Annotated in this window: 14 protein-coding genes; 7 read left to right on the top strand and 7 right to left on the bottom strand. The window is 62.8% G+C overall.

What is annotated here, in order from left to right:
- Window positions 1–13 precede the first annotated feature (13 nt).
- Both JSS27_16190 and JSS27_16185 read right to left on the bottom strand, forming a co-directional pair.
- The gene (locus tag JSS27_16190) at window positions 14–2,011 is read right to left on the bottom strand and encodes a YjhG/YagF family D-xylonate dehydratase (protein ID MBS0210484.1); all 1,998 of its coding nucleotides are present in this window, start codon (window positions 2,009–2,011) and stop codon (window positions 14–16) included.
- Between the two features lie 6 nt (window positions 2,012–2,017).
- Window positions 2,018–3,196, bottom strand: coding sequence for a hypothetical protein (locus JSS27_16185; protein ID MBS0210483.1), 1,179 nt, complete (start codon window positions 3,194–3,196; stop codon window positions 2,018–2,020).
- 261 nt (window positions 3,197–3,457) lie between these two features.
- Here JSS27_16185 and hemE point away from each other — a divergent pair, with 261 nt between their 5' ends.
- On the top strand, window positions 3,458–5,395 hold the full coding sequence (gene hemE / locus JSS27_16180; GenBank protein MBS0210482.1) for a uroporphyrinogen decarboxylase: 1,938 nt from the start codon (window positions 3,458–3,460) through the stop codon (window positions 5,393–5,395).
- A 27-nt stretch (window positions 5,396–5,422) separates the two neighbouring features.
- On the opposite strand, the gene JSS27_16175 is transcribed toward hemE, so the two are convergent.
- Together JSS27_16175 and JSS27_16170 are read right to left on the bottom strand one after the other, a co-directional pair.
- On the bottom strand, window positions 5,423–5,968 hold the full coding sequence (locus tag JSS27_16175; GenBank protein ID MBS0210481.1) for an NUDIX hydrolase: 546 nt from the start codon (window positions 5,966–5,968) through the stop codon (window positions 5,423–5,425).
- A gap of 952 nt (window positions 5,969–6,920) precedes the next feature.
- The gene (locus JSS27_16170) at window positions 6,921–7,166 is read right to left on the bottom strand and encodes a hypothetical protein (GenBank protein MBS0210480.1); all 246 of its coding nucleotides are present in this window, start codon (window positions 7,164–7,166) and stop codon (window positions 6,921–6,923) included.
- A gap of 310 nt (window positions 7,167–7,476) precedes the next feature.
- Here JSS27_16170 and JSS27_16165 point away from each other — a divergent pair, with 310 nt between their 5' ends.
- Window positions 7,477–7,746 (top strand): hypothetical protein, encoded by a 270-nt coding sequence (locus tag JSS27_16165; protein ID MBS0210479.1) that lies wholly within the window; start codon window positions 7,477–7,479, stop codon window positions 7,744–7,746.
- A gap of 283 nt (window positions 7,747–8,029) precedes the next feature.
- On the top strand, window positions 8,030–8,518 hold the full coding sequence (locus JSS27_16160) for a hypothetical protein (GenBank protein MBS0210478.1): 489 nt from the start codon (window positions 8,030–8,032) through the stop codon (window positions 8,516–8,518).
- Window positions 8,519–8,625: 107 nt separating this feature from the next.
- Here the strand turns inward: JSS27_16160 and acnA are convergent, their stop codons facing one another.
- Window positions 8,626–11,358 carry an aconitate hydratase AcnA gene (gene acnA / locus JSS27_16155; GenBank protein MBS0210477.1) on the bottom strand — a complete coding sequence of 911 codons (2,733 nt, stop codon included), beginning with the start codon at window positions 11,356–11,358 and terminating at the stop codon, window positions 8,626–8,628.
- A 326-nt stretch (window positions 11,359–11,684) separates the two neighbouring features.
- On the opposite strand from acnA, the gene JSS27_16150 reads away from it, so the two are divergent.
- A complete protein-coding gene (locus JSS27_16150; protein ID MBS0210476.1) occupies window positions 11,685–13,184 on the top strand; it encodes an AAA family ATPase in 1,500 nt (499 codons plus the stop codon).
- A 261-nt stretch (window positions 13,185–13,445) separates the two neighbouring features.
- Here the strand turns inward: JSS27_16150 and JSS27_16145 are convergent, their stop codons facing one another.
- A complete protein-coding gene (locus tag JSS27_16145; protein ID MBS0210475.1) occupies window positions 13,446–14,024 on the bottom strand; it encodes a dCTP deaminase in 579 nt (192 codons plus the stop codon).
- 69 nt (window positions 14,025–14,093) lie between these two features.
- A complete protein-coding gene (gene nth, locus JSS27_16140) occupies window positions 14,094–14,819 on the bottom strand; it encodes an endonuclease III (protein MBS0210474.1) in 726 nt (241 codons plus the stop codon).
- A 273-nt stretch (window positions 14,820–15,092) separates the two neighbouring features.
- On the opposite strand from nth, the gene JSS27_16135 reads away from it, so the two are divergent.
- The 3 genes from JSS27_16135 to tdh all read left to right on the top strand — a co-directional run bounded on the left by JSS27_16135 (window position 15,093) and on the right by tdh (window position 19,245).
- A complete protein-coding gene (locus JSS27_16135) occupies window positions 15,093–16,328 on the top strand; it encodes a Gfo/Idh/MocA family oxidoreductase (GenBank protein ID MBS0210473.1) in 1,236 nt (411 codons plus the stop codon).
- Between the two features lie 110 nt (window positions 16,329–16,438).
- Window positions 16,439–18,226 (top strand): PLP-dependent transferase, encoded by a 1,788-nt coding sequence (locus tag JSS27_16130; protein MBS0210472.1) that lies wholly within the window; start codon window positions 16,439–16,441, stop codon window positions 18,224–18,226.
- Window positions 18,223–19,245, top strand: coding sequence for an L-threonine 3-dehydrogenase (gene tdh, locus JSS27_16125; protein MBS0210471.1), 1,023 nt, complete (start codon window positions 18,223–18,225; stop codon window positions 19,243–19,245). The genes JSS27_16130 and tdh overlap by 4 nt, the downstream gene beginning before the upstream one ends.
- Window positions 19,246–19,303: the final 58 nt, after the last annotated feature.

Raw genomic sequence — 19,303 nt, 5'->3', positions numbered from 1 at the left:
TCAGCGGCTCTCGTCACTTATTTGATTGGCGTGCCCGTTCGAGTGCGGCGACAATCTGCTCGACGTCATACACGCAGCCTTGCCACGGCCCGCCGCTAGCGGCTTGCAGAGCCGCCCACAGGCGAGTTTCCGGTGGCAAGTCGGCATCGGGCTGCAAGTCGGGTCGCGGCGTACGCCGGGCCAACTCGCGAGTTCCTTCTTCGGTGCCAAAGGTCTTTGTGCCGTCACCGACCAGATCGACGCTGCCCACCAGCGTGCGCCGGTCGACCACGATTTGAATCTGGTCCCCGTCGCGCAGGCGGCCAATCGGTCCACCGGCCAAAGCCTCGGGACTGACGTGACCGATGCACGCACCGGTGCTCACGCCGGAAAATCGGGCGTCGGTCAACACGGCGACGTCGCGCCCCCACGAGAGGTACTTCAGGGCCGACGTGATCTGGTACGTCTCTTCCATGCCCGAACCGAGTGGCCCACGACAACAGAGTACCACCACGTCCCCCGGTCGCACGGGCCGATCACTTTGACCCTTGATCGCCGCCACGGCGTCGCGCTCGCGAATGAACACCCGGGCCGGACCGGTTTTGCGGTACACACCGTCGGCATCAACGACGGCCGGGTCGATGGCCGTGCTCTTGATGACCGAGCCTTCCGGCGCCAAGTTCCCGCGCGGGAAGCAAACCGTACTGGTCAACCCGCGCTCGGCGGCGCGGGCAGGGGACATGATCACGTTGTCGGGGTCGATCCCATCAACCGCTTTCAGGCGAGCGCGCAGCTCGGCCCTTCGCGACGACTTCTCCCACCATTCGAGCACCCGGCCCAGCGACTCGCCGCTGGCCGTCAGGCAGTCGAGCTGCAACAGCCCTAGCTCGCGCAGCTGGAGCATCACCTCGGGCACGCCGCCGGCCATGAAGACCTGGACCGTGGGATGCCCGACCGGCCCATTGGGCAGCGCATCGACCAGTCGCGGCACGCGACGGTTAACATCCGTCCAATCGTCGACCATCGGACGGCGCACGCCGGCCATGTAGGCCACCGCCGGAATGTGCAGCAACAGATTCGTCGAGCCGCCGAACGCGGCGTGGACGACCATGGCATTGTGGACCGAGGCTTCGGTCACCAGATCGCTCGACTTGATGCCACGGCGCGTTTGCATCCACAGGGCCCGAGCGCTCCGCTCGGCCATGTCGAGCCAAATCGGCTGTCCACTCGGGGCTAGCGCCGCGTGCGGCACCGTCAATCCCAATGCTTCGGCTACTACCTGGCTGGTGGCCGCGGTTCCCAGAAACTGACACCCGCCGCCAGGGCTGGCGCAGGCGTGGCACGAATACTCCTGAGCATCTTCGAGCGTGACTTCCCCTTGGGCGTAGCGCGCGCCGAGTGACTGAACCTTGCCGGCGTCTTCCCCCGTCGATGGCGGCAACGTCACACCACCGGGAACGAGCACCACCGGCAGGTCGTGCGCGCGGGCCAGGGCCATCATCATGGCTGGCAGCCCCTTGTCGCAAGTCGCCACGCCCAGCACGCCGCGCCGCGTCGGCAGCGAGCGAATCAGCCGGCCAAAGACCGTGGCGGCATCGTTGCGATAGGGCAGACTATCGAACATGCCGGTCGTGCCCTGGCTGCGACCGTCGCAAGGGTCGGACACGGCGGCGGCAAACGGCACACCACCTGCTCGCTTCAAGACACCCGCCGCGGCCTTGACCAGCAGACCAACTTCCCAATGCCCGGTGTGATAACCAAGCGCGATCGGCGTGCCATCATCGGCGCGCAGCCCGCCGTGCGTCGATAGAATCAAGAACTGCGGGCCGAGCATTTCCTGAGGCGGCCACCCCATGCCGGCGTTCTGGGTCAGGCCGAATAGATCGCCACTCGGCCAGTTGAGCAGCATGTCGGCGCTGATCGGAATGCGCCCCGCCGGACCAGCCGCGTGGGTCACCACTTCATGCAGCGCCGGCGTCGACGTGTCGACGATTTCCTGCCAGTTGAACTCGACACCCTGCGCGCGGCTCATAGTCGGTTAGCCCTGCGCCGCGGGGGCCGGCGCGGCTTGCTGCGTGCCGCCGACCAGGCCGACCACAAAGCCCATCAGGTCGTCGCGCTGCCGGCTGATTTCGGCCAGCGTGGCGTAGTTCTGCCCTTGCTCGGCCAACTCGAACAGGTTCGGACCAAATTGCCCGCCGCGCGAGCCGGCCGGCAACAACCGGGCCGCCTCGCGCAGAGCCTCTTCTTGACGACCCAGGCGAGCGAGCAAGCTGATATAGACTTCGGCCGGCGCGTTGCCGTACTGATCGACCGGGCGATCGTCGGCGCGCTGCTTGAACCAGGCGACCGCCGTATCGACATCTCGCCCCAACAGTGCGCCAAAGTACATGGCCGCCGTCGGGTACAAGTCGACGAACGGTTCTTCGCCGGGAAACTGGAACGTCGGGCTCAGGTGACGCCCATAGCTGCATAGATCGAGCGCGAGCTCAAGCGTCTGGCGATCGTCAACCATCATGGCAAATCGCACGATCGCGGCCAGGTGAGTCGTGTCGACGTGGTAGTTTTCGTTGACGAACAACCAGTCCCGATCTTTCACCAGTTCGGCAATGCTGGCCGGCTTGGGGCGCGTGCCTTGCTGGCGTTCGATGTCGGCTACGAGCGACGCGGTCAATTCTTCGTGCAAGTGCTTGACCAGCAGTCGCGCGACTTCGGCACGATCGGTTCGCGAGCGTTCGGCCAGTTGCCCTTCGAACATCGTGATCGCGTTACACAGCCCATAGTGCTTGAGGACTTGCTCGAAGCCAAGCCGCGGGGCGATCCCCTCGTAGATGGCCAACTCGATGATTTCCTCGTATTGATCCTCGTCGGACATTCCTTCGAGCGCGGCGCGGATGCCGGACTTGTCGCCGACTGGCCGCAAGTAGAGCCAGGCGTCGCGAACGCGCCCTTCGGCCAACAGCAAACCGCCGATCTCGCGGCAGGCCGTCAGATAGGCGTTTTCCATCTTCGACCGCAGCGGCTCTTCCAGATCGTCCAGACTACGCGAGGCCACCAGCGGCAACCCCTCGCGGCGGCGGGCCTCGAGCAAGCGCAAATCGAACAATTCGTGATACCGCCCCTCGGTGCGGAGCCGAGCGGCCAGCATGGCGAGCAGCCGATCGGCGCCCCCCTGGTCGAGCGTGGACTGCAATTCGTCGTACAGTTGGTCGTTCATGCGCAAGATTCGCGTGCTGCTGGGAAGGGGGGGCGTTACGTCGGCGGGATGCTGGTCGTGCCAGACACTTCATCATGCCCCCTCGGGCGTTCGCCAGCAAGGCACACCCCCGGCATTTCGGCGGGGCAGGGGCGGGCGTCGCCAATGCTGGGCGGCTCCTCTTTTGGCCGCGCGCAACCTGCGGTAGCATAACGCGGTCAAAAACTACGGCACATTACGCGGCCAGGGCTGCCGCCGGGCAACGATGGAATCGCTTGGGTCATGAGTCAGGAAGCTACAGCACGATTGCGGATCGCCTCGTTCGAAAGCCGCCGCTCGGCCGAGATGGAACGGCTGATCGAACGTCACGGAGGCTTGCCGCTGGTCAGTCCGTCGATGCGCGAAGTGCCGCTCGACGACAACCCCGACGCGGTCGAGTTCGCCCACCGGCTGATGGCCGGCCAGGTCGACGTGGTCGTCCTGCTCACCGGGGTCGGCCTGCGTCACCTGGTCGCGCAGGTCGAACGCCGCGTCGATCGGCAACGCTTTCTTGAAGCATTGTCCGATGTGACCACCGTGGTCCGCGGACCGAAACCTCTGTCGGTGATGCGCGAGTTTGGCATCGAGCCAACCGTCCGCGTGCCCGAACCGAATACCTGGCGCGAGTTGCTCAAGACCATCGACCGGGACGTGCCGGTGGCCGAGTTGAACGTCGTGGTCCAGGAATACGGACTGCCGAACGTCAGCTTGATTGCGGGGCTCGAAGCGCGCGGCGCCCGGGTTCGCTCGATCAAGGTCTATCACTGGGAGCTGCCGGTCGACACGGCCCCGCTCGAAGCGAACCTGCGGGCACTCGTAGCCGGGCAAGTCGACGTGGCCATGTTCACGTCAGCCCATCAGGTGGCCAACGTGCTGCGGATGGCCGAGCAATTGGGACTGGCCGAGCCGGTGCATGAAGCATTGCAGCGCGTGGTCGTGGCCTCGATCGGGCCGACCACCAGCGATATGTTGCGCGAGTGCGAGCTGCCCGTCGATCTGGAACCCGAACACGGCAAGATGGGACAACTGGTCATTGCCGTCGCCGAGCGCGGGCCGGCGCTGGTGGCGGCCAAGCGCGGGCCGACTCGTGTCACGGTCGCGAGCAAGCCGAGTGGCAAGACCGAGCATGGCGGCAAGCCGGCCTGGCACGACAGCCCATTCATGAAAGCCTGCCGATTGGAGCCGGTCGATCGCCAGCCGGTCTGGCTGATGCGCCAAGCCGGTCGGTACATGGCCGAGTATCGCGCGGTTCGCGAGCAGGTGAGCTTTCTGGAACTGTGCAAGAACCCGCACCTGTGCGCCGACGTGATGTTGACGGCGGTTGAGTTGCTGGACGTCGATGCGGCGATCATCTTTTCCGACTTGCTGCCGATGCTCGAGCCGATGGGGATCGACCTCGAATTCGCCCACGGCGAAGGACCGGTGATTCACAACCCCATTCGGTCGGCCGACGACATCGAGCGGTTCCACGAACTCGAAGACCTGGATCAACTCGAATTCGTGTTCGAGACGGTGCGACTCACGCGCGCCGGCTTGCGAGCCGACATTCCGGTGATCGGCTTTGCCGGCGCGCCGTTCACCCTGGCCAGCTATGTGATCGAAGGGAGCGGCAGCCGGAGCTACACCGCGACCAAGACACTCATGTATCGCGAGCCGGCGGCGTGGCACGAGCTGATGGGACGTCTGGCCCGCAGCATTGGTCGCTACTTGAACGCGCAACTTGAAGCCGGCGCGCAATGCGTGCAAATCTTCGATAGCTGGGTCGGCTGCTTGGACCCGGACGATTACCGGAACTTCGTGCTGCCGCATACGAAGACGGTGCTCGACTCGCTGCCGAAAAATGCGCCGTCGATCCACTTCGGCACCGGTAACCCGTCGCTGTTGCCCGTGATGCGCGAAGCCGGCGGTACGGTGATCGGCATCGATTGGCGCGTGCGGCTGGACGAGGCCTGGAAGACGGTGGGCTACGATCGCGCGGTGCAAGGGAACCTCGAACCGGCGGCGCTGCTGGCCGAGATCCCTGAGATTCGTCGCCGCGCCCGCGAGGTGCTGCGCCAGGCGGCCGGGCGACCGGGGCATATTTTCAACTTGGGGCACGGCGTGCTGCAGCAGACGTCGTTCGATCACGCCCGGGCGCTGATCGACGCGGTGCATGAGTTTGGCCCGCAGCGCGGCGGGTGATGCCCGCGAGGCGCCGACCCTTACGCTCTAGCGCAGCTTGAAATGCAGCGCCGCGCGCAGCAGCAACACGCACGTCGGCGCGTGGGTGATGCGCCCGGTCAGCGCCGCTTCGACCGCTTCGGCCAGTGGCAGGCGGATCGTGTGAATCACCTCGGTCGGGTCGGGCGTTTTGGCGACCGCGTGCAAGTCTTCGGCCAAGAACAGCGCGGTCGGCGACGTGACGACGGTCGTGAATGGATCGACCACGCCCCAGACGGTTAAACGTCGCGCGTCGAGGCCCAGTTCTTCGCGCAGCTCGCGCGCAGCGCATTGCTCGGGGGATTCGCCCGCTTCGATACCGCCGCTGACGGCCTCCCAGCCGACGCGCCCCACGGCGTAGTGAAACTCTTCGGTGAGGTGGACGTGCCGCTGGTCGTCGAGCGCCAACACCGAAACGCCGGCCTTGAGCGCCACGACGCAATGGGTGCCGGGTTGCCGATCGGGGCGAATGACGTGATCGCAGCGGACATCGATCCACGGATCGCGATACACTTCGCGCGAGTCGACAATCCGCCACGGGCCGTGCTGCTTCATGATGACGACTCGCCCACTAGGTTCATAAGAACAAACATTACGAGGCCCCCTAACAATCGCCGGCCTGCTGTCAGCCAGCGGGCCTTAATCACGCGCCGCGCTGGCCGTCGCCAGCAGGTCTGACTGTAACCAACCGCTGTCAATAAGTTGTAGCTGAATGAGACACTGGCGAACTCGCGCCACCCTGTCGACATTTGTAGAAACGCCGAAGAATCAGCCCGTTTCCGTGGCTAGATGATACTTCGATGCGATGGCCTCCCGACATCCTTCCGCGTCAATCTGTCAGACCTGCGGCGCTCGTGAACTAAGCATTTCTTCATAGATTGTTCGTCCAGTCAAATCGGCGCACCCTGTCAGCCGATAATGGTGGTACGCGATTGGCGGCTGGTCTGAAAAAACCGTTAACTTGTGGCGCGTCGCGAAATCGGGTGACTATAATCCGCGCGTCAGAGCAAAAAAGTGCTGCGTGGTTTGACGTGCCGGTAGACTTAACAGCCAGTCATGTCCAGCAGGTAGTCATGTTCAAGCGCGTGGGCCGTTGAGACGTGCGCAATAGCAATCAACATTAAATCCGATTCGAGTACCCCGGAGTACGTATTGTCGAGACAGGGATACACGGCGAAACTTGGAGTGTTCGATTTGATCGCCAGCTTGATGTAGGCGCTGGCCGATCTTGAAAATAAAAACTCGTTCTTGCCCTCGCAGGTTCCTGCCCCACCTGCGGGGGTTATGCCTCGCAGGTTCCTGCCCCACCTGCGAGGTTTTTTTATGCGCCGATGTCTGGCCGCGCACGGGCGATGTCGAGTGCGCTCTTGATCGAGTGCGAACCGATCGAGCAATTCTCACGAGTTCGCTTGGTTGCAGCCCCAAGCCGGCGGCTCTGCCGCCAAGAGCGGTGGCCGAGCCACCGGCTTGGTAAATGCGCTAACGCTAAGTTGAATCAATTAGCGTTCTAGCTCGGAAAGGGCGTGAGTTGGCCGGGCACCAACAGCCCGGCAGCAAACTCGACGCGAGACGAGCCAAGCGGCAGCGTTCGCTCCCCAAGCCCCAGTGGTTCGACTGATACTTGCCCTGAACCGCCCGCGTCGCCCAGGGCATAGAAGCTTGCCAGGTTCGTCAACAACTCGCCCAGCAGGGCCGGTCGATCGGCCGGCCCCATGCGTTCGGCGAAGCGATGATCGGCGACGGCGATGACCATGAGTTCCTCCTTCCGACCCGGTAAGCTTTTTCGATCTGGCAAATTCTGCCACTCAATGGGTTCTTCCTGGCATTCTATCCACTACTATACGTTTGTCAACTAATTTGGTTCGCCGGAGTTTTCAGGGGACTTTAACGACTGGCGAAGCTGAACCTGCTAGCACAGTCGCGAGCAAAGCGCCGACCGTGCGGCCGCCGATGCTGATTAGGCGCTCGATAGCCGTTCGGCTCAGGCGGTCTGCGGCACGGATGCAGAGCCAGGTTGTTTTCCGGTAAGAGCCGTCGATCAGAGCGCACAAGGATGCGAGCCCATGAAGGTTGCTCCGCACACGGAAGAAGTGCGAAATGTCGTTCGGCGGGCGCTCAGCGAACTGTGCGAACAGGCGTTGGCCGCTAGCGCTATTTCCGAGACCATTCTGGTCCGCGACGGCAAATATCGCGGCCGGTCGTTCAAGGCCGCCGGCCTGATGGCCATGTGGTTTGCCGAGTTAGGCTTCGTCCAGGTGTACGACGCCGAAGGGAATATGGTCCGGACGATCAACCTGTTTGAAGAACAGGTCGCCACCAAGCGGGCTGCCTGAACAGGTTTTGCACCGCGGTTTCGCTTGTTTGCTAGCCGGCCCGGAACACCCGAAACCGCTGGCTTTTCCCAGCCGCCGACCACTTTCCCGCTCTGGGCAAAGTCTCTGCATTGCACGGCCTGGGTGTTTCCGCGTCTGCGGTGTTTGGCGCCGCCAGCAGGCAATTTGCTTGATTGCAATTTGCGCGTGGCAGTAGAATAAACAGACTTGCTTCGCCGCTCATTTTTCCTTGTCCCTCGAATGCCGGCCTGTCTTGCGGTTCGGCCTGGGGAGTCTTGCTACCATGCGATGGTGGTCTCGATCAGTCGAGCAGTTGCGCGCCGCCCTGCGGCGGATGTTCTCGGTGGTCAAGCGCCCCTCGCGCCAGGCCCGTCAACAAGCCGAGTTTGAAACCGCGCGGCGCGAGTTCCATCGACAGCGCGAACGCCTGGAAGCCAAGTTCTTCGAGCTGTCGAGCAACAGCGGCAAGCCCCGCGGACTGCGCTGGACCGAAATCGATTTTGAAGACGACGTGACCTACGCTCGGCAACGCTCGACGGGTCAACTGTGCGCGTTCGTGTCGGTGACCATCGGCTTCGAAGCGATCGAAGGTGGCACGATGGAAGGAGTCGAAGCGGTCGGCAACTTGCGGGCGGCCACGGCTGTGTTCGGGCTGGTCAACGGGCGTTGGCACACCGAAGGACGCTCGCTGTTTAACCTGACCCCCAGCGAAGCGATTGCCCACTATCACGACAACCTGGAAATGGTCCAGCACGAAGCCGCGCGGTCGTAGTGAGCGTTATTCGGCACACACATTAAAGACAAGCCCAAGGGATGATTCATCCCTTGGGCTTTTTTATTCACTACAGAGAGACACAGAGGAATGACGAATGCCACCGCTTACGATTGGAACAACTTCAACAACACGGTTGGCAGGATGCCTCCGTTGCGGTAGTAGTCAAGTTCAACCTGTGAATCAATTCGACAGATGACTTCAAAATCTTTGCCAACTTCGCCAGCGCCTGGAACGACATGTTTTTGCGCGTAGACGCGAATTCTTTGTTTCGGTTTAAGCGAGTCGTCAAAAAAGATGTTGTAAACCTCTTCGCCATTGAGACCAATGGTATACGCGCTCTCTCCGGGCAAGAACTCCAGCGGCAACACGCCCATGCCGACCAGGTTGCTGCGGTGGATCCGCTCGAACGATTGCGCGATCACCGCCTTCACACCCAAGAGCTGCGTTCCCTTGGCGGCCCAGTCGCGGCTGCTGCCGGTGCCGTACTCGGCGCCGGCCAGCACTACCAGCGGCGTCCCCTCTTGCTGGTACTTCATCGCGGCGTCGTAAATCGACATCTGCTGGCCGTCGGGCAGGTGGCGAGTGACGCCCCCTTCGGTCCCTGGCGCGACCTGGTTGCGAATGCGAATGTTGGCGAACGTGCCGCGGGTCATCACTCGATCATCGCCGCGGCGCGCGCCGTAGCTGTTGAAATCGACCGGCGTCACGCCCCGCGATTGCAGATACGTGCCCGCCGGACTTTTGGCCGAAATCGAGCCCGCCGGGCTGATGTGGTCGGTCGTGATCGAATCGCCAAACAGCGCCAAGCAACGCGCGCCGGCGATCGGCTTGATCTTCCGCTCGCCGGGGCTGACGTCCGTGATGAACGGCGGCTCGTGAATATAGGTGCTCGCCTCGTCCCACTGGTACAAGTCGCCACCGGTGACGGGCAGCTTGTTCCAGCGCTCGTTCGACTCGAAGACGTTGTTGTAGCGATTTTGGAACATCTCGGGACGGACCATCTCCTCAACCGCCTTGGCCACTTCCTCAGGCGTGGGCCAAATCTCTTTCAAGTAGACTGGCTTGCCGGCCTTGTCGGTGCCGAGCGGTTCGTTGGCCAAGTCGATGTCCGTCGTGCCGGCCAGCGCATAGGCCACGACCAGCGGCGGGCTGGCCAGATAGTTGGCTTTGACCAGCGGGTTGACGCGCCCTTCAAAGTTGCGATTGCCGCTGAGCACCGCCGAAACGACCAGGTCGCCATCGGTCACCGCCTTGGCCACCGGGTCGGGCAGGGGGCCGCTGTTGCCAATGCACGTGGTGCAGCCATAGCCGACCGTCTGGAACCCCAGCGCGTCGAGCGCCTTGGTCAGCCCAGCGGCGTCGAGGTAATCGCTCACCACGCGCGAGCCTGGCGCGAGACTCGTCTTCACATACGGCTTGACCTTCAGGCCACGGTCGGCGGCCTTCTTGGCCAGTAAGCCCGCGCCGAGCATGACGCTGGGGTTGCTGGTGTTGGTGCAACTGGTGATGGCGGCGATGACGACCGCGCCGTGACCGATCTGAGCCGAGTGACCGTTGTTGGCCACGGTGCCGGTGCGGCGCAGTGCCGTATCGTCGAGCGCGAACCCGCGCTGAGCCACGGGGGCTCGCAAGGCGTCGTTGAACGACTGCTTCATGCTCTTGAGCGGTACGCGATCCTGCGGGCGCTTTGGCCCGGCCAGGCTCGGCTCAACCGTTCCCAGGTCGAGCTTGAGCACCTTGGTGAACGAGGGAGTTGGCGCGTCGTCAGTGCGGAACAGTTGCTGCTCCTTGCAGTACCGCTCGACCAGTTGCACCTCGGCGGCGGTGCGCCCCGTGCGACGCATGTAGGCCAGCGTCTCGGCGTCGACCGGAAAGAAGCCCATCGTGGCCCCGTATTCGGGGGCCATATTGCTGATGGTCGCCCGATCGGCCAGTCCCATGCCGCTGACGCCGGGGCCGAAGAATTCGACGAACTTATTGACCACGCCTTCCTTGCGCAGGCTCTGCGTCACGGTCAGCACCAGATCGGTCGCCGTCGCCGTTTGGGGCAGCTTGCCAGTCAGCTCGAAGCCGACGACTTCGGGCATGAGCATGAACAGCGGCTGGCCGAGCATGACGGCTTCGGCTTCGATGCCGCCGACGCCCCAGCCCAGCACACCCAGGCCGTTGATCATGGTGGTGTGGCTGTCGGTGCCGACAAGCGAGTCAGGCAGCGCCACCGGGCCGGCCGCGTCCTGGCGGACGAAGACACCCTTGGCCAGATATTCGAGGTTCACCTGATGCACAATGCCAACGCTCGGCGGCACCACGCGGAAGTTCTGAAACGCCTTCTGGCCCCAGCGCAGGAACTCGTAGCGCTCCATATTCCGGCTGTATTCCAAGTCGACGTTTTGTTGCAAGGCCTGATCGGTGCCGAACGAGTCGACTTGCACCGAGTGGTCAATGACCAGGTCGACTGGGATCAACGGGTTAATCCTCTTGGGATCGCCCCCCAGACGCTTCATCGCGGCGCGCATCGCCGCCAGATCGACCACGCACGGCACGCCGGTAAAGTCCTGTAGCACCACGCGCGCCGGCTTCAGTGGCACTTCGACGTCGGGCAGCGGCCCCGACTTCCAGCCGGCCAAGGCCCCCACGTCATCCTCAGTCACTTCATAGCCGTCGCAGGTCCGCAACACGGCTTCGAGCATGATGCGAATCGAGTAGGGCAGCGACTGCACCTTACACAGGCCGGCCTGCTCCAACTTGGACAGGCGATAGATGCCGACCGGGCCCGAGCCCGCGTCAAAGGTGCCGCGCGCGCCGAACGGATCATACGGTTTCTTGGCGTCAGTCATGTTCACAATCCTTCAGATTCTCAGGCCTTCAGTGGTTTCAGTATTAAATGGCAGAAGCCCGACGCTGCGGCACGTGCCGAACGGCAGCCGACGCACCGGGTGCGAGTGAGTTAAAAAGCCGATTGTATCGCATCGGAAATAACCGGAACAGCCGCCATAACCGGCACTTTCCGCCGGGCTGATTTGACCCGGGTAAGACGTAACGTATTTTTTGCATGGTGGTTGCCGGAACTGTCGACGCGACAAGCGTGGCACGGACGGCCGTCCACGCAGCAATCGGTGGGGCCAATCATTTCGGGTCCGGTTTCGTCGAAGGCAGGGTGCTCATGTCGCAGTCGTATTCCTCTCCCGGCATGCCGTTTCGCAGCGGCGATTCGGACCTGACGCGCAGCCTGCTGCGCAGCCCGGGTAGCACGCTGCCGGGGATGAGCGAAAAGGTTTTGCCGCCGGCCCAGGCCGCCGCCAAGGACGCCTCGCTCGACGAGTTGCTGGACCGAGTACGAAGCCAGATTCACCGCGGGCCCAATGACAAGGACGGTGGTCCGGCCGGCGCCGACGGCTCGGGCGTCGAGTTTATTCCAATCGAGCCCCAGACATTTCGTGAATCCCAACTGCAAGAGGGCTTCGTCGAAGGGCTGGTGATGAAGTTCCTGCTGTCCTGTGGGGCGGCCTCGGGACGCGAGGCTTCGGATCAGGCCAAGTTGCCGTTCTTGCTGATCGACGAACTGTTGCGACAGATGAAGACCGACCAGTTGGTGGTTCATCGCGGCAGCGCGCCGGCCGGCGACTACGTTTACCAACTCACTGACTTGGGACGCGAGCGGGCACGCCGGCTGTCGGAACATTGTACCTATTTCGGCGCGGCGCCGGTGTCGTTGCGCGATTACATTGCCAGCGTCACGGCCCAGTCGCTGGTGCGGCAAAAACCGACCCAGGAAGACCTGAAGCGAGCCTTTCACGACTTACAACTGAGCGAAGCGATCTACCGCCGCATCGGTCCGGCCGTGAACTCGGGGCGCGGCATGTTCCTATTCGGCGCGCCGGGCAACGGCAAAAGCAGCATCGCCGAGCGCGTGACCCGGGCGTTTGGCGATTTTATCTGGATTCCCCGTTCGGTGATCGTCGACGGCGAGATCATGCGCCTGTTTGACCCCAGCAACCACGAGGCGGCGCCCAACACCACGCCCACGGGACTGGTCGACAACCAGCACATCGATCGGCGCTGGATTCGCATTCGCCGCCCCACGATCATCGCTGGCGGCGAGCTGACCATGCAGATGCTGGAAGTGACGTTCAACACCTCGACCGGCATCAGCGAAGCGCCGCTGCAGATGAAGAGCAATTGCGGCACCCTGGTGATCGACGACTTTGGCCGGCAACGAATGCCGGTCGACGAGTTGCTGAACCGCTGGATCGTGCCGCTGGAAAAGCGATACGACTATCTGAACATGCCGAACGGCAAGAAGATTCAGGTGCCGTTCGATCAGTTGATCATCTTCTCGACCAACCTGCAGCCGCGCGATCTGGTGGACGACGCGTTCTTGCGCCGCATTCCTTACAAGATCGATGTGTGCGATCCGACCGAAGAGGAATTCCGCCTGCTGTTCCAGGACATGGCGCCGAAGCTGGGCTTCGAGTTCGACGCCGCGGCGCTCGACTACCTGATCGACGCGCACTATCGGCCGATCAAGCGACCTTATCGCTGTTGCCAGCCGCGCGACTTGCTGATGCAAGTCCGCAACTTCTGCCAGTACATGCGGATCCCCCTGGAGATGAAGGGGGAGTATTTCGACCGCGCCGTCGAGAGCTACTTCGCGGTGATGTAATCAGCGGATTCGCCACCGAGGCACTGAGACGCGGAGGATTGCACGGAGGTAAAGCAAGGGGGGCAGAGGAGACGAAGGAGTGGAGAATTGAGAGAGTAGTAAGGGGACCGAATCGTCCTTCCCCCGTTTAGCCGCAGGGCCACAGGCCCGCGCGCCACGCCCCATATCCATCACTCCGAATCGCTCCGTGTCTTCCTCCGTGCCCTCTGTGTCTCCGTGGTTAATCCTCTCCGTGGTCGATACCCACGGCCACGGCAAGACTCACTCGATCCGGCGTTCGATGCCGAAGCCGAATCTCATCTGAGCATCCTCCGGCTGGTTCGGATTCAGTTCCTTGAACAACATGCTCGGCTGGATGTCGTGGTTGTTCTGGTACTTATCGCTGACGTATTCGGCGTAGTCCCCTTCGATCTGGTGATAGAAGATCTGACAGATCGCCACGCCGGCGTAGACGCGCACCTTTTGCACGGCGAACATCTCGAGCGTCCAGAAGCCGCAGAAGCCCACGTCGCCAAAGCCCGCCGTCACGTGGACAAACAGCCCCAACCGGCCGATCGACGAGCGTCCCTCGATCATCGGCACATAGCCGTGCGTCTCGGTCCGTTCGACAGTCCGCGCCAGGTACAGCCGATTGGGATCGAGTTCCAGCCCCTCGGGCGGAATGCTGAGCCGCCGCACGCGGTTGGCCCGCCGCATGTCGAGCGTCAGCTCCTCGTACACCAACAGCTCGTTGTGCAGTGTCAGGTTATAGCTGTTCGGATTGAGCCGGCTCTCTACGAACGGCTCGATCTTGATATTCGTCCCTAGCTGCCGGCGAATTTCATGGCCAGAAAGAATCATGGACCGCTTTCCGTTACTCGTTTTTCCGTAACACAGCTAGAAACGTAACGCTCGTCTGCCTGACAATACTCACGACGCCTTGGCCCGCGCGCGGCGCGGCGCCTTAGCCGGCTTTGCCGCCTTCTTACCCGGCGTCTTGACCCCAATGCGCGGACAAATCTCGGCGAACGGACAATGATCACAGTCGGGCTTGCGAGCCTGGCAAATCTGCCGGCCGTGATGGATCAACTGATGGCTCAGGGCAATCCACGCCTCGCGCGGCACAATGGCCATCAGATCTTGTTCGATTTTCTCGGCCGTGTTCGCGCGCGACAGGCCCAGTCGATGGCTCAGCCGCGTGACGTGCGTGTCGACGACCACGCCGACCGCCTTGTGGAACGCCACGCCCAGCACCACATTGCCCGTCTTGCGACCCACGCCGGGCAGCTTGACCAGCTCTTCCAGCGTGTCGGGCACCTGGCCACCGTGCTGGGCGACTAATTGCTGGCAGCAGGCGACGATGTTCTTGGCCTTGTTGCGATAAAAGCCCGTGCTGTGGATCAGCGTTTCCAACTCGGGCAGCTTGGCCTGGGCGAAATCGGCCGCAGTCGGGTAGCGCCGAAACAGCGCCGGCGTGACCATATTGACCCGCGCGTCGGTGCATTGGGCCGAGAGGATCGTGCTGATCAACAACTGCAGCGGGTTATCGTGTTCGAGCGCGCACTCGACCGCCGGATAGTAGCGGTCCAACAGCTTGACCACTTGCCGCGCGTGCCGCTTGGCTTCAGCCAGCCGATCGGTCGAAGTACGGACCATGAGCGAGAAACCAGTGGGGCGGAGAGTCGAGCGGGAAGACCGAGACCACGGCGCTAACGGAATACGACGCTGACGGGCGTGAGCGACCGGCCCGATTGTCGCGGCGCGCGCGGCGGTGTGTCAAGCGTTGGTCACACTGGCAGATGTTGCCAATGCCGTGGTTTCGTCGCCAAAACGTCGGAAACAGTTGCAACCGTTCGCCTCGGCGCGCACGATAAGAATTGCTCCTTTCGCCACAACCGCCCCCTGTCACTCACGCCAGGAATAATATCCATGCCCGCCGGTACCGATCGTCGCCAGTTTCTCCAGGAAGCCGCCGCCGCGATGTCGGCTGCCGTGATCTCGGGCTACACCGCCACGGCGCGGGGGTATATGGCGAACGAGACGCTGAACGTCGCGGCCATTGGCACCGGCGGCCGTTGTCGTCAGTTGATGAAGGCTGCGGCCAAGATTCAGGGCGTTCGGCTGGCGGCGGTGTGCGACATTTGGGACACGAACCTGGAACTGGGCAAGAACCTGGCCGACGAGAAGGCGGTCGCGGTGAAGGACTTCCGCCGGGTGTTGGACCGCCAGGATATTGACGCGGTGATTATCGGCGCGCCCGATCATCAGCACGTGCCCCTGACCATTGCCGCCTGCCAAGCTGGCAAGGACGTCTACGTCGAAAAGCCACTGACGCATGAACCGTCCGAAGGTCAAGCGGTCATCGACGCCCAGAACCATCACAAGCGCATCGTCCAGGTCGGCACGCAGCAGCGGAGCATGCCGCAGTATCAAAAAGGTCTCGAGTTGGTCAAGGCCGGAGCGCTCGGCGACATTCACAAAGTCCACATGACGTGGAACCGGAACCAGCCGCGCCACAAGATCACCAAGCTGAACATCGATCCCAAGACGGTCGACTGGGAAGCCTTTTTGGCCCCGGTGCCGACGACGCGGCACATTCCCTTTGATGAATACAAGTTCCGCAACTGGCGATGGTTCTGGACGTTTGGCGGCGGCATCTTCACCGATCTGATGGTCCACCAGATCGACATCGCCAACTGGCTGCTCGACCTTGGCGCGCCGGCCACGGCGGCGTCAATCGGCGACCAGTTCACCACCGCCGGCGTCTGGGAAACTCCCGACACCGTGCAGACGCTGATGAGCTACCCCGACCGCAAGGTGCAGGCTTACTTCGAAGGAACCTTTTGCAATCAGCACAACAAAGCCATGATCGAGATCATGGGCTCGGAAGGAACCCTGTACATGGACCGGGGCCGGATGGAGTTCCATCCCGAGCCCAAGAGCCAGCAGAAGGCGAGCGAATTGGTCATTGCCCCCGAGCCGCGCGGCAGCGATTTTTTCAGCCAGCCCGATGGCGAACTGTTGCATGTCGGCAACTGGGTCGAGTGCGTGCGCTCGCGCCAGACGCCGCGCTGCCCGGCCGAAGTGGGCGTGACGGCCGCCAATGCCGCCCATCTGGCCAACCGCTCGCTGCGCAGCGGCCAGATTGCACGCTGGCAGGGCTGATGGCCAGCCCCAGGGGTTACGACACGACGCAACAAGGACGAACTTTTCTCTGACCACGGACGAAGCAGAATATGGCAAAGCAACCTGGGCCAAATGCATCGCTGGCGGCCATGCGGCGATTGTCGCCGCGACGCAAGACCAGCGCGGCCGCCGACCTCGACGCGCTGGTGGCCGAGCAGATGGCCCACTTTGGCGTCGAAGGCACCAGCGACTTTGGACGCTCGGTCGCGGCACTGGCCACGCGCTTGTATGAATGTCAGCACGATGTCGACGCCCTCTGGCAATCGGCCTTGGCGGGCATGCAAGGCTTGCCGCGCAGCGATCTGATCGCGCTGTTCAACGCCAAGAAGTTCCTAGCCTATCAACTGGCCAAGCTGCTTGACAACTTGCAGAACCCCACGCGGCGCAGCTACCAGAACCTAGGCTACGCCCAATCGACGTTGTCGGCCAAGGGGCCGTACGCCGTTTTCGATAACGTGACGGCCATCTTCGCGGCCAATCCGGTGATCGCGCGGACGGCGACCTATATCTACGCCTGCGCCGAATGGATCGAGGACGCGTTCCAGGGAAAAGAGTTGCTGCTGGAAATCTATTCGCGGCTCTTGAACCCCACCTCGATCTCGCTGGCCAATCATATTGTCGACGTTGAAGCCGGCCCATACGCGGGCGAGTACCTGGCGTGGAACTTCAACAGTGGCATGGCGGCGATCGACGCGGTGTTGGCGCACCTACTGGGACGTGACGATGTATTGGTAACCAGCAGGCACTTGTACGGCGGCGCTCATCAACTGATTCACGACTGGTACGCCAAGCCGGGCAATTTGGCCATTGGCGTCGAAACCTTCGACGGCTTTGACGCCGCCAGCTTCGAGGCCGCCTGCGAGCGCGCGGCACGGCGGTTCGCCGACCGACTGGCCGCAGGGCGCAAGATGTACGTCTATCTCGAGTCGCCGTGCAATCCGCACGGCTACTTGCTGGACGTGCCGGGGATTAGCCGCGCGGCCCACGCGCGGGGCATGCGCGTGATGCTCGACGCCACGGTCGGCACCCCTTGGCTGGTGCGGCCCTTGGTGCGTGACAACGCCGACGAGCGCCCCGACTTTGTCGTCCACAGCTATACCAAGGACCTCTCCGGCGGCGGTTCGGTGATCGCCGGCGTGGTCATTGGCCGCAACGCCGATATGTTCATTCCCAAGGGGGAATCGGCCGGTGGCACGTCGTGGGACCAGACTATGTTCTGGAACGTCTACTATGTGAAGGGGGCGTTCCTGAATGCCGACGCGGCATTCGAAGTGCTGCAAGGAATGCGGACGCTCGATGTGCGAATGTTGGCCAAGTGCATCAACACGCAAATCCTCGCGCGATTCATGGCCTCGCACCCCGACATCAACGTCCACTGCGGGGCATTGCCCGACAGCGACAACGCCGCGCTGACCCGCGAGCTGGCCTACCTGGGGCTCGCGCCACCGCTATTCACGATTGACATGCCCGGCGTGCCGCGCGACGCCTTCGAGCGGTTCTTCGACAGTCTGGCGCCGACGTTCGACCATATGATCAGCCTGGGCCAGACAAACACCATCGTCAGTTGCCCGGCCCTGACCACGCACAGCGAGCTGCACGAAGACCAGTTGGCCGAAGCGGGCATCGCGCCGACGACGATTCGTCTGGCGGTGGGACTGGAAGACCCGAGCGACCTGATCGCCCACTTTGTCGCGGCGGCGCGATTGACGATCGACCCGCACTTGCCCGGGTATTCGTCGCGGTTCATGGCGCCGGCCGACGCCGACGCGCTGGTACGCGAGGTTCACCTGGACGTACATCGCCGCTATGTCGAATCGCGCCCCCAGCTCAGCACGCTGCTGGCGGCGCCCAAACAAACGGGGAAAGGCAAACCGTGAAAGCGCTGGTCAAACGAGAACGCGCCCAAGGATTGTGGATGGAAGATGTTCCCATGCCGACCATCGGCGCGAGCGACGTCCTGATCCGCGTGCAAAAGTCGGCCATCTGTGGCACCGACGTCCACATTTACAACTGGGACGAGTGGGCGCAAAAGACGATTCCGGTCCCGATGGTCGTCGGACACGAATTCATGGGCGTGGTCGAGCGGGTCGGCGCCGACGTCGTCGATTACGCGCCGGGGGACCGCGTGACCGCCGAAGGGCACATCACCTGCGGTCACTGTCGCAATTGCCGCGCCGGGCGTCGCCACTTATGTCGCAAGACAAAAGGCATCGGCGTCAACCGTCCCGGCAGCTTTGCCGAGTTCATCTCGGTCCCATCGAGCAACGTGTTCAAGCTGCCCACCGACATTCCGGATGAGCTGGCGGCGATCTTCGATCCCTACGGCAATGCGGTTCACACGGCCTTGTCGTTCGATCTGATCGGCGAAGACGTATTGATCACCGGCGCGGGGCCGATCGGCATTATGGCCGCCGCCGTGGCGCGGCACGTGGGGGCGCGTTTCGTCGTGATTACCGACGTCAACGATTACCGCTTGCGGCTGGCCGAGAAGATTGGCGTCACGCGCGCCGTGAACGCCCGGCAAACCACCTTGGCCGAAGTGATGACGGAGCTGGGAATGACCGAAGGCTTCGATGTCGGCCTGGAAATGTCGGGCAACTCGCTGGCGTTTCAATCGATGCTCGAGACGATGAACCACGGCGGGCGAATTGCCATGCTGGGCATCTTTGCCGAGCAAGTCGCCATCGACTGGAGCCAGGTGATCTTCAAGGGCTTGCACCTCAAGGGCATCTACGGCCGCGAGATGTTTGAAACCTGGTACAAGATGAGCACCATGCTACAAAGCGGCCTCGAAATTGCCCCCGTGATCACGCACCGCCTGCCCATCGACCGGTTCGAAGAAGGCTTCGCCGTGATGCGCTCCGGCCAATCGGGCAAAGTGGTTTTGAATTGGTAGTTGGTCAGTAGTCAGTTGTCCGTTGTCAGTCGCACTCGGGTTCGAAGCGTGTGAAGAT

This window comes from Planctomycetota bacterium, from assembly GCA_018242585.1.
Taxonomy (GTDB): Bacteria; Planctomycetota; Planctomycetia; order Pirellulales; family PNKZ01; genus JAFEBQ01.
This window is presented reverse-complemented; position numbering and strand designations above follow the sequence as displayed.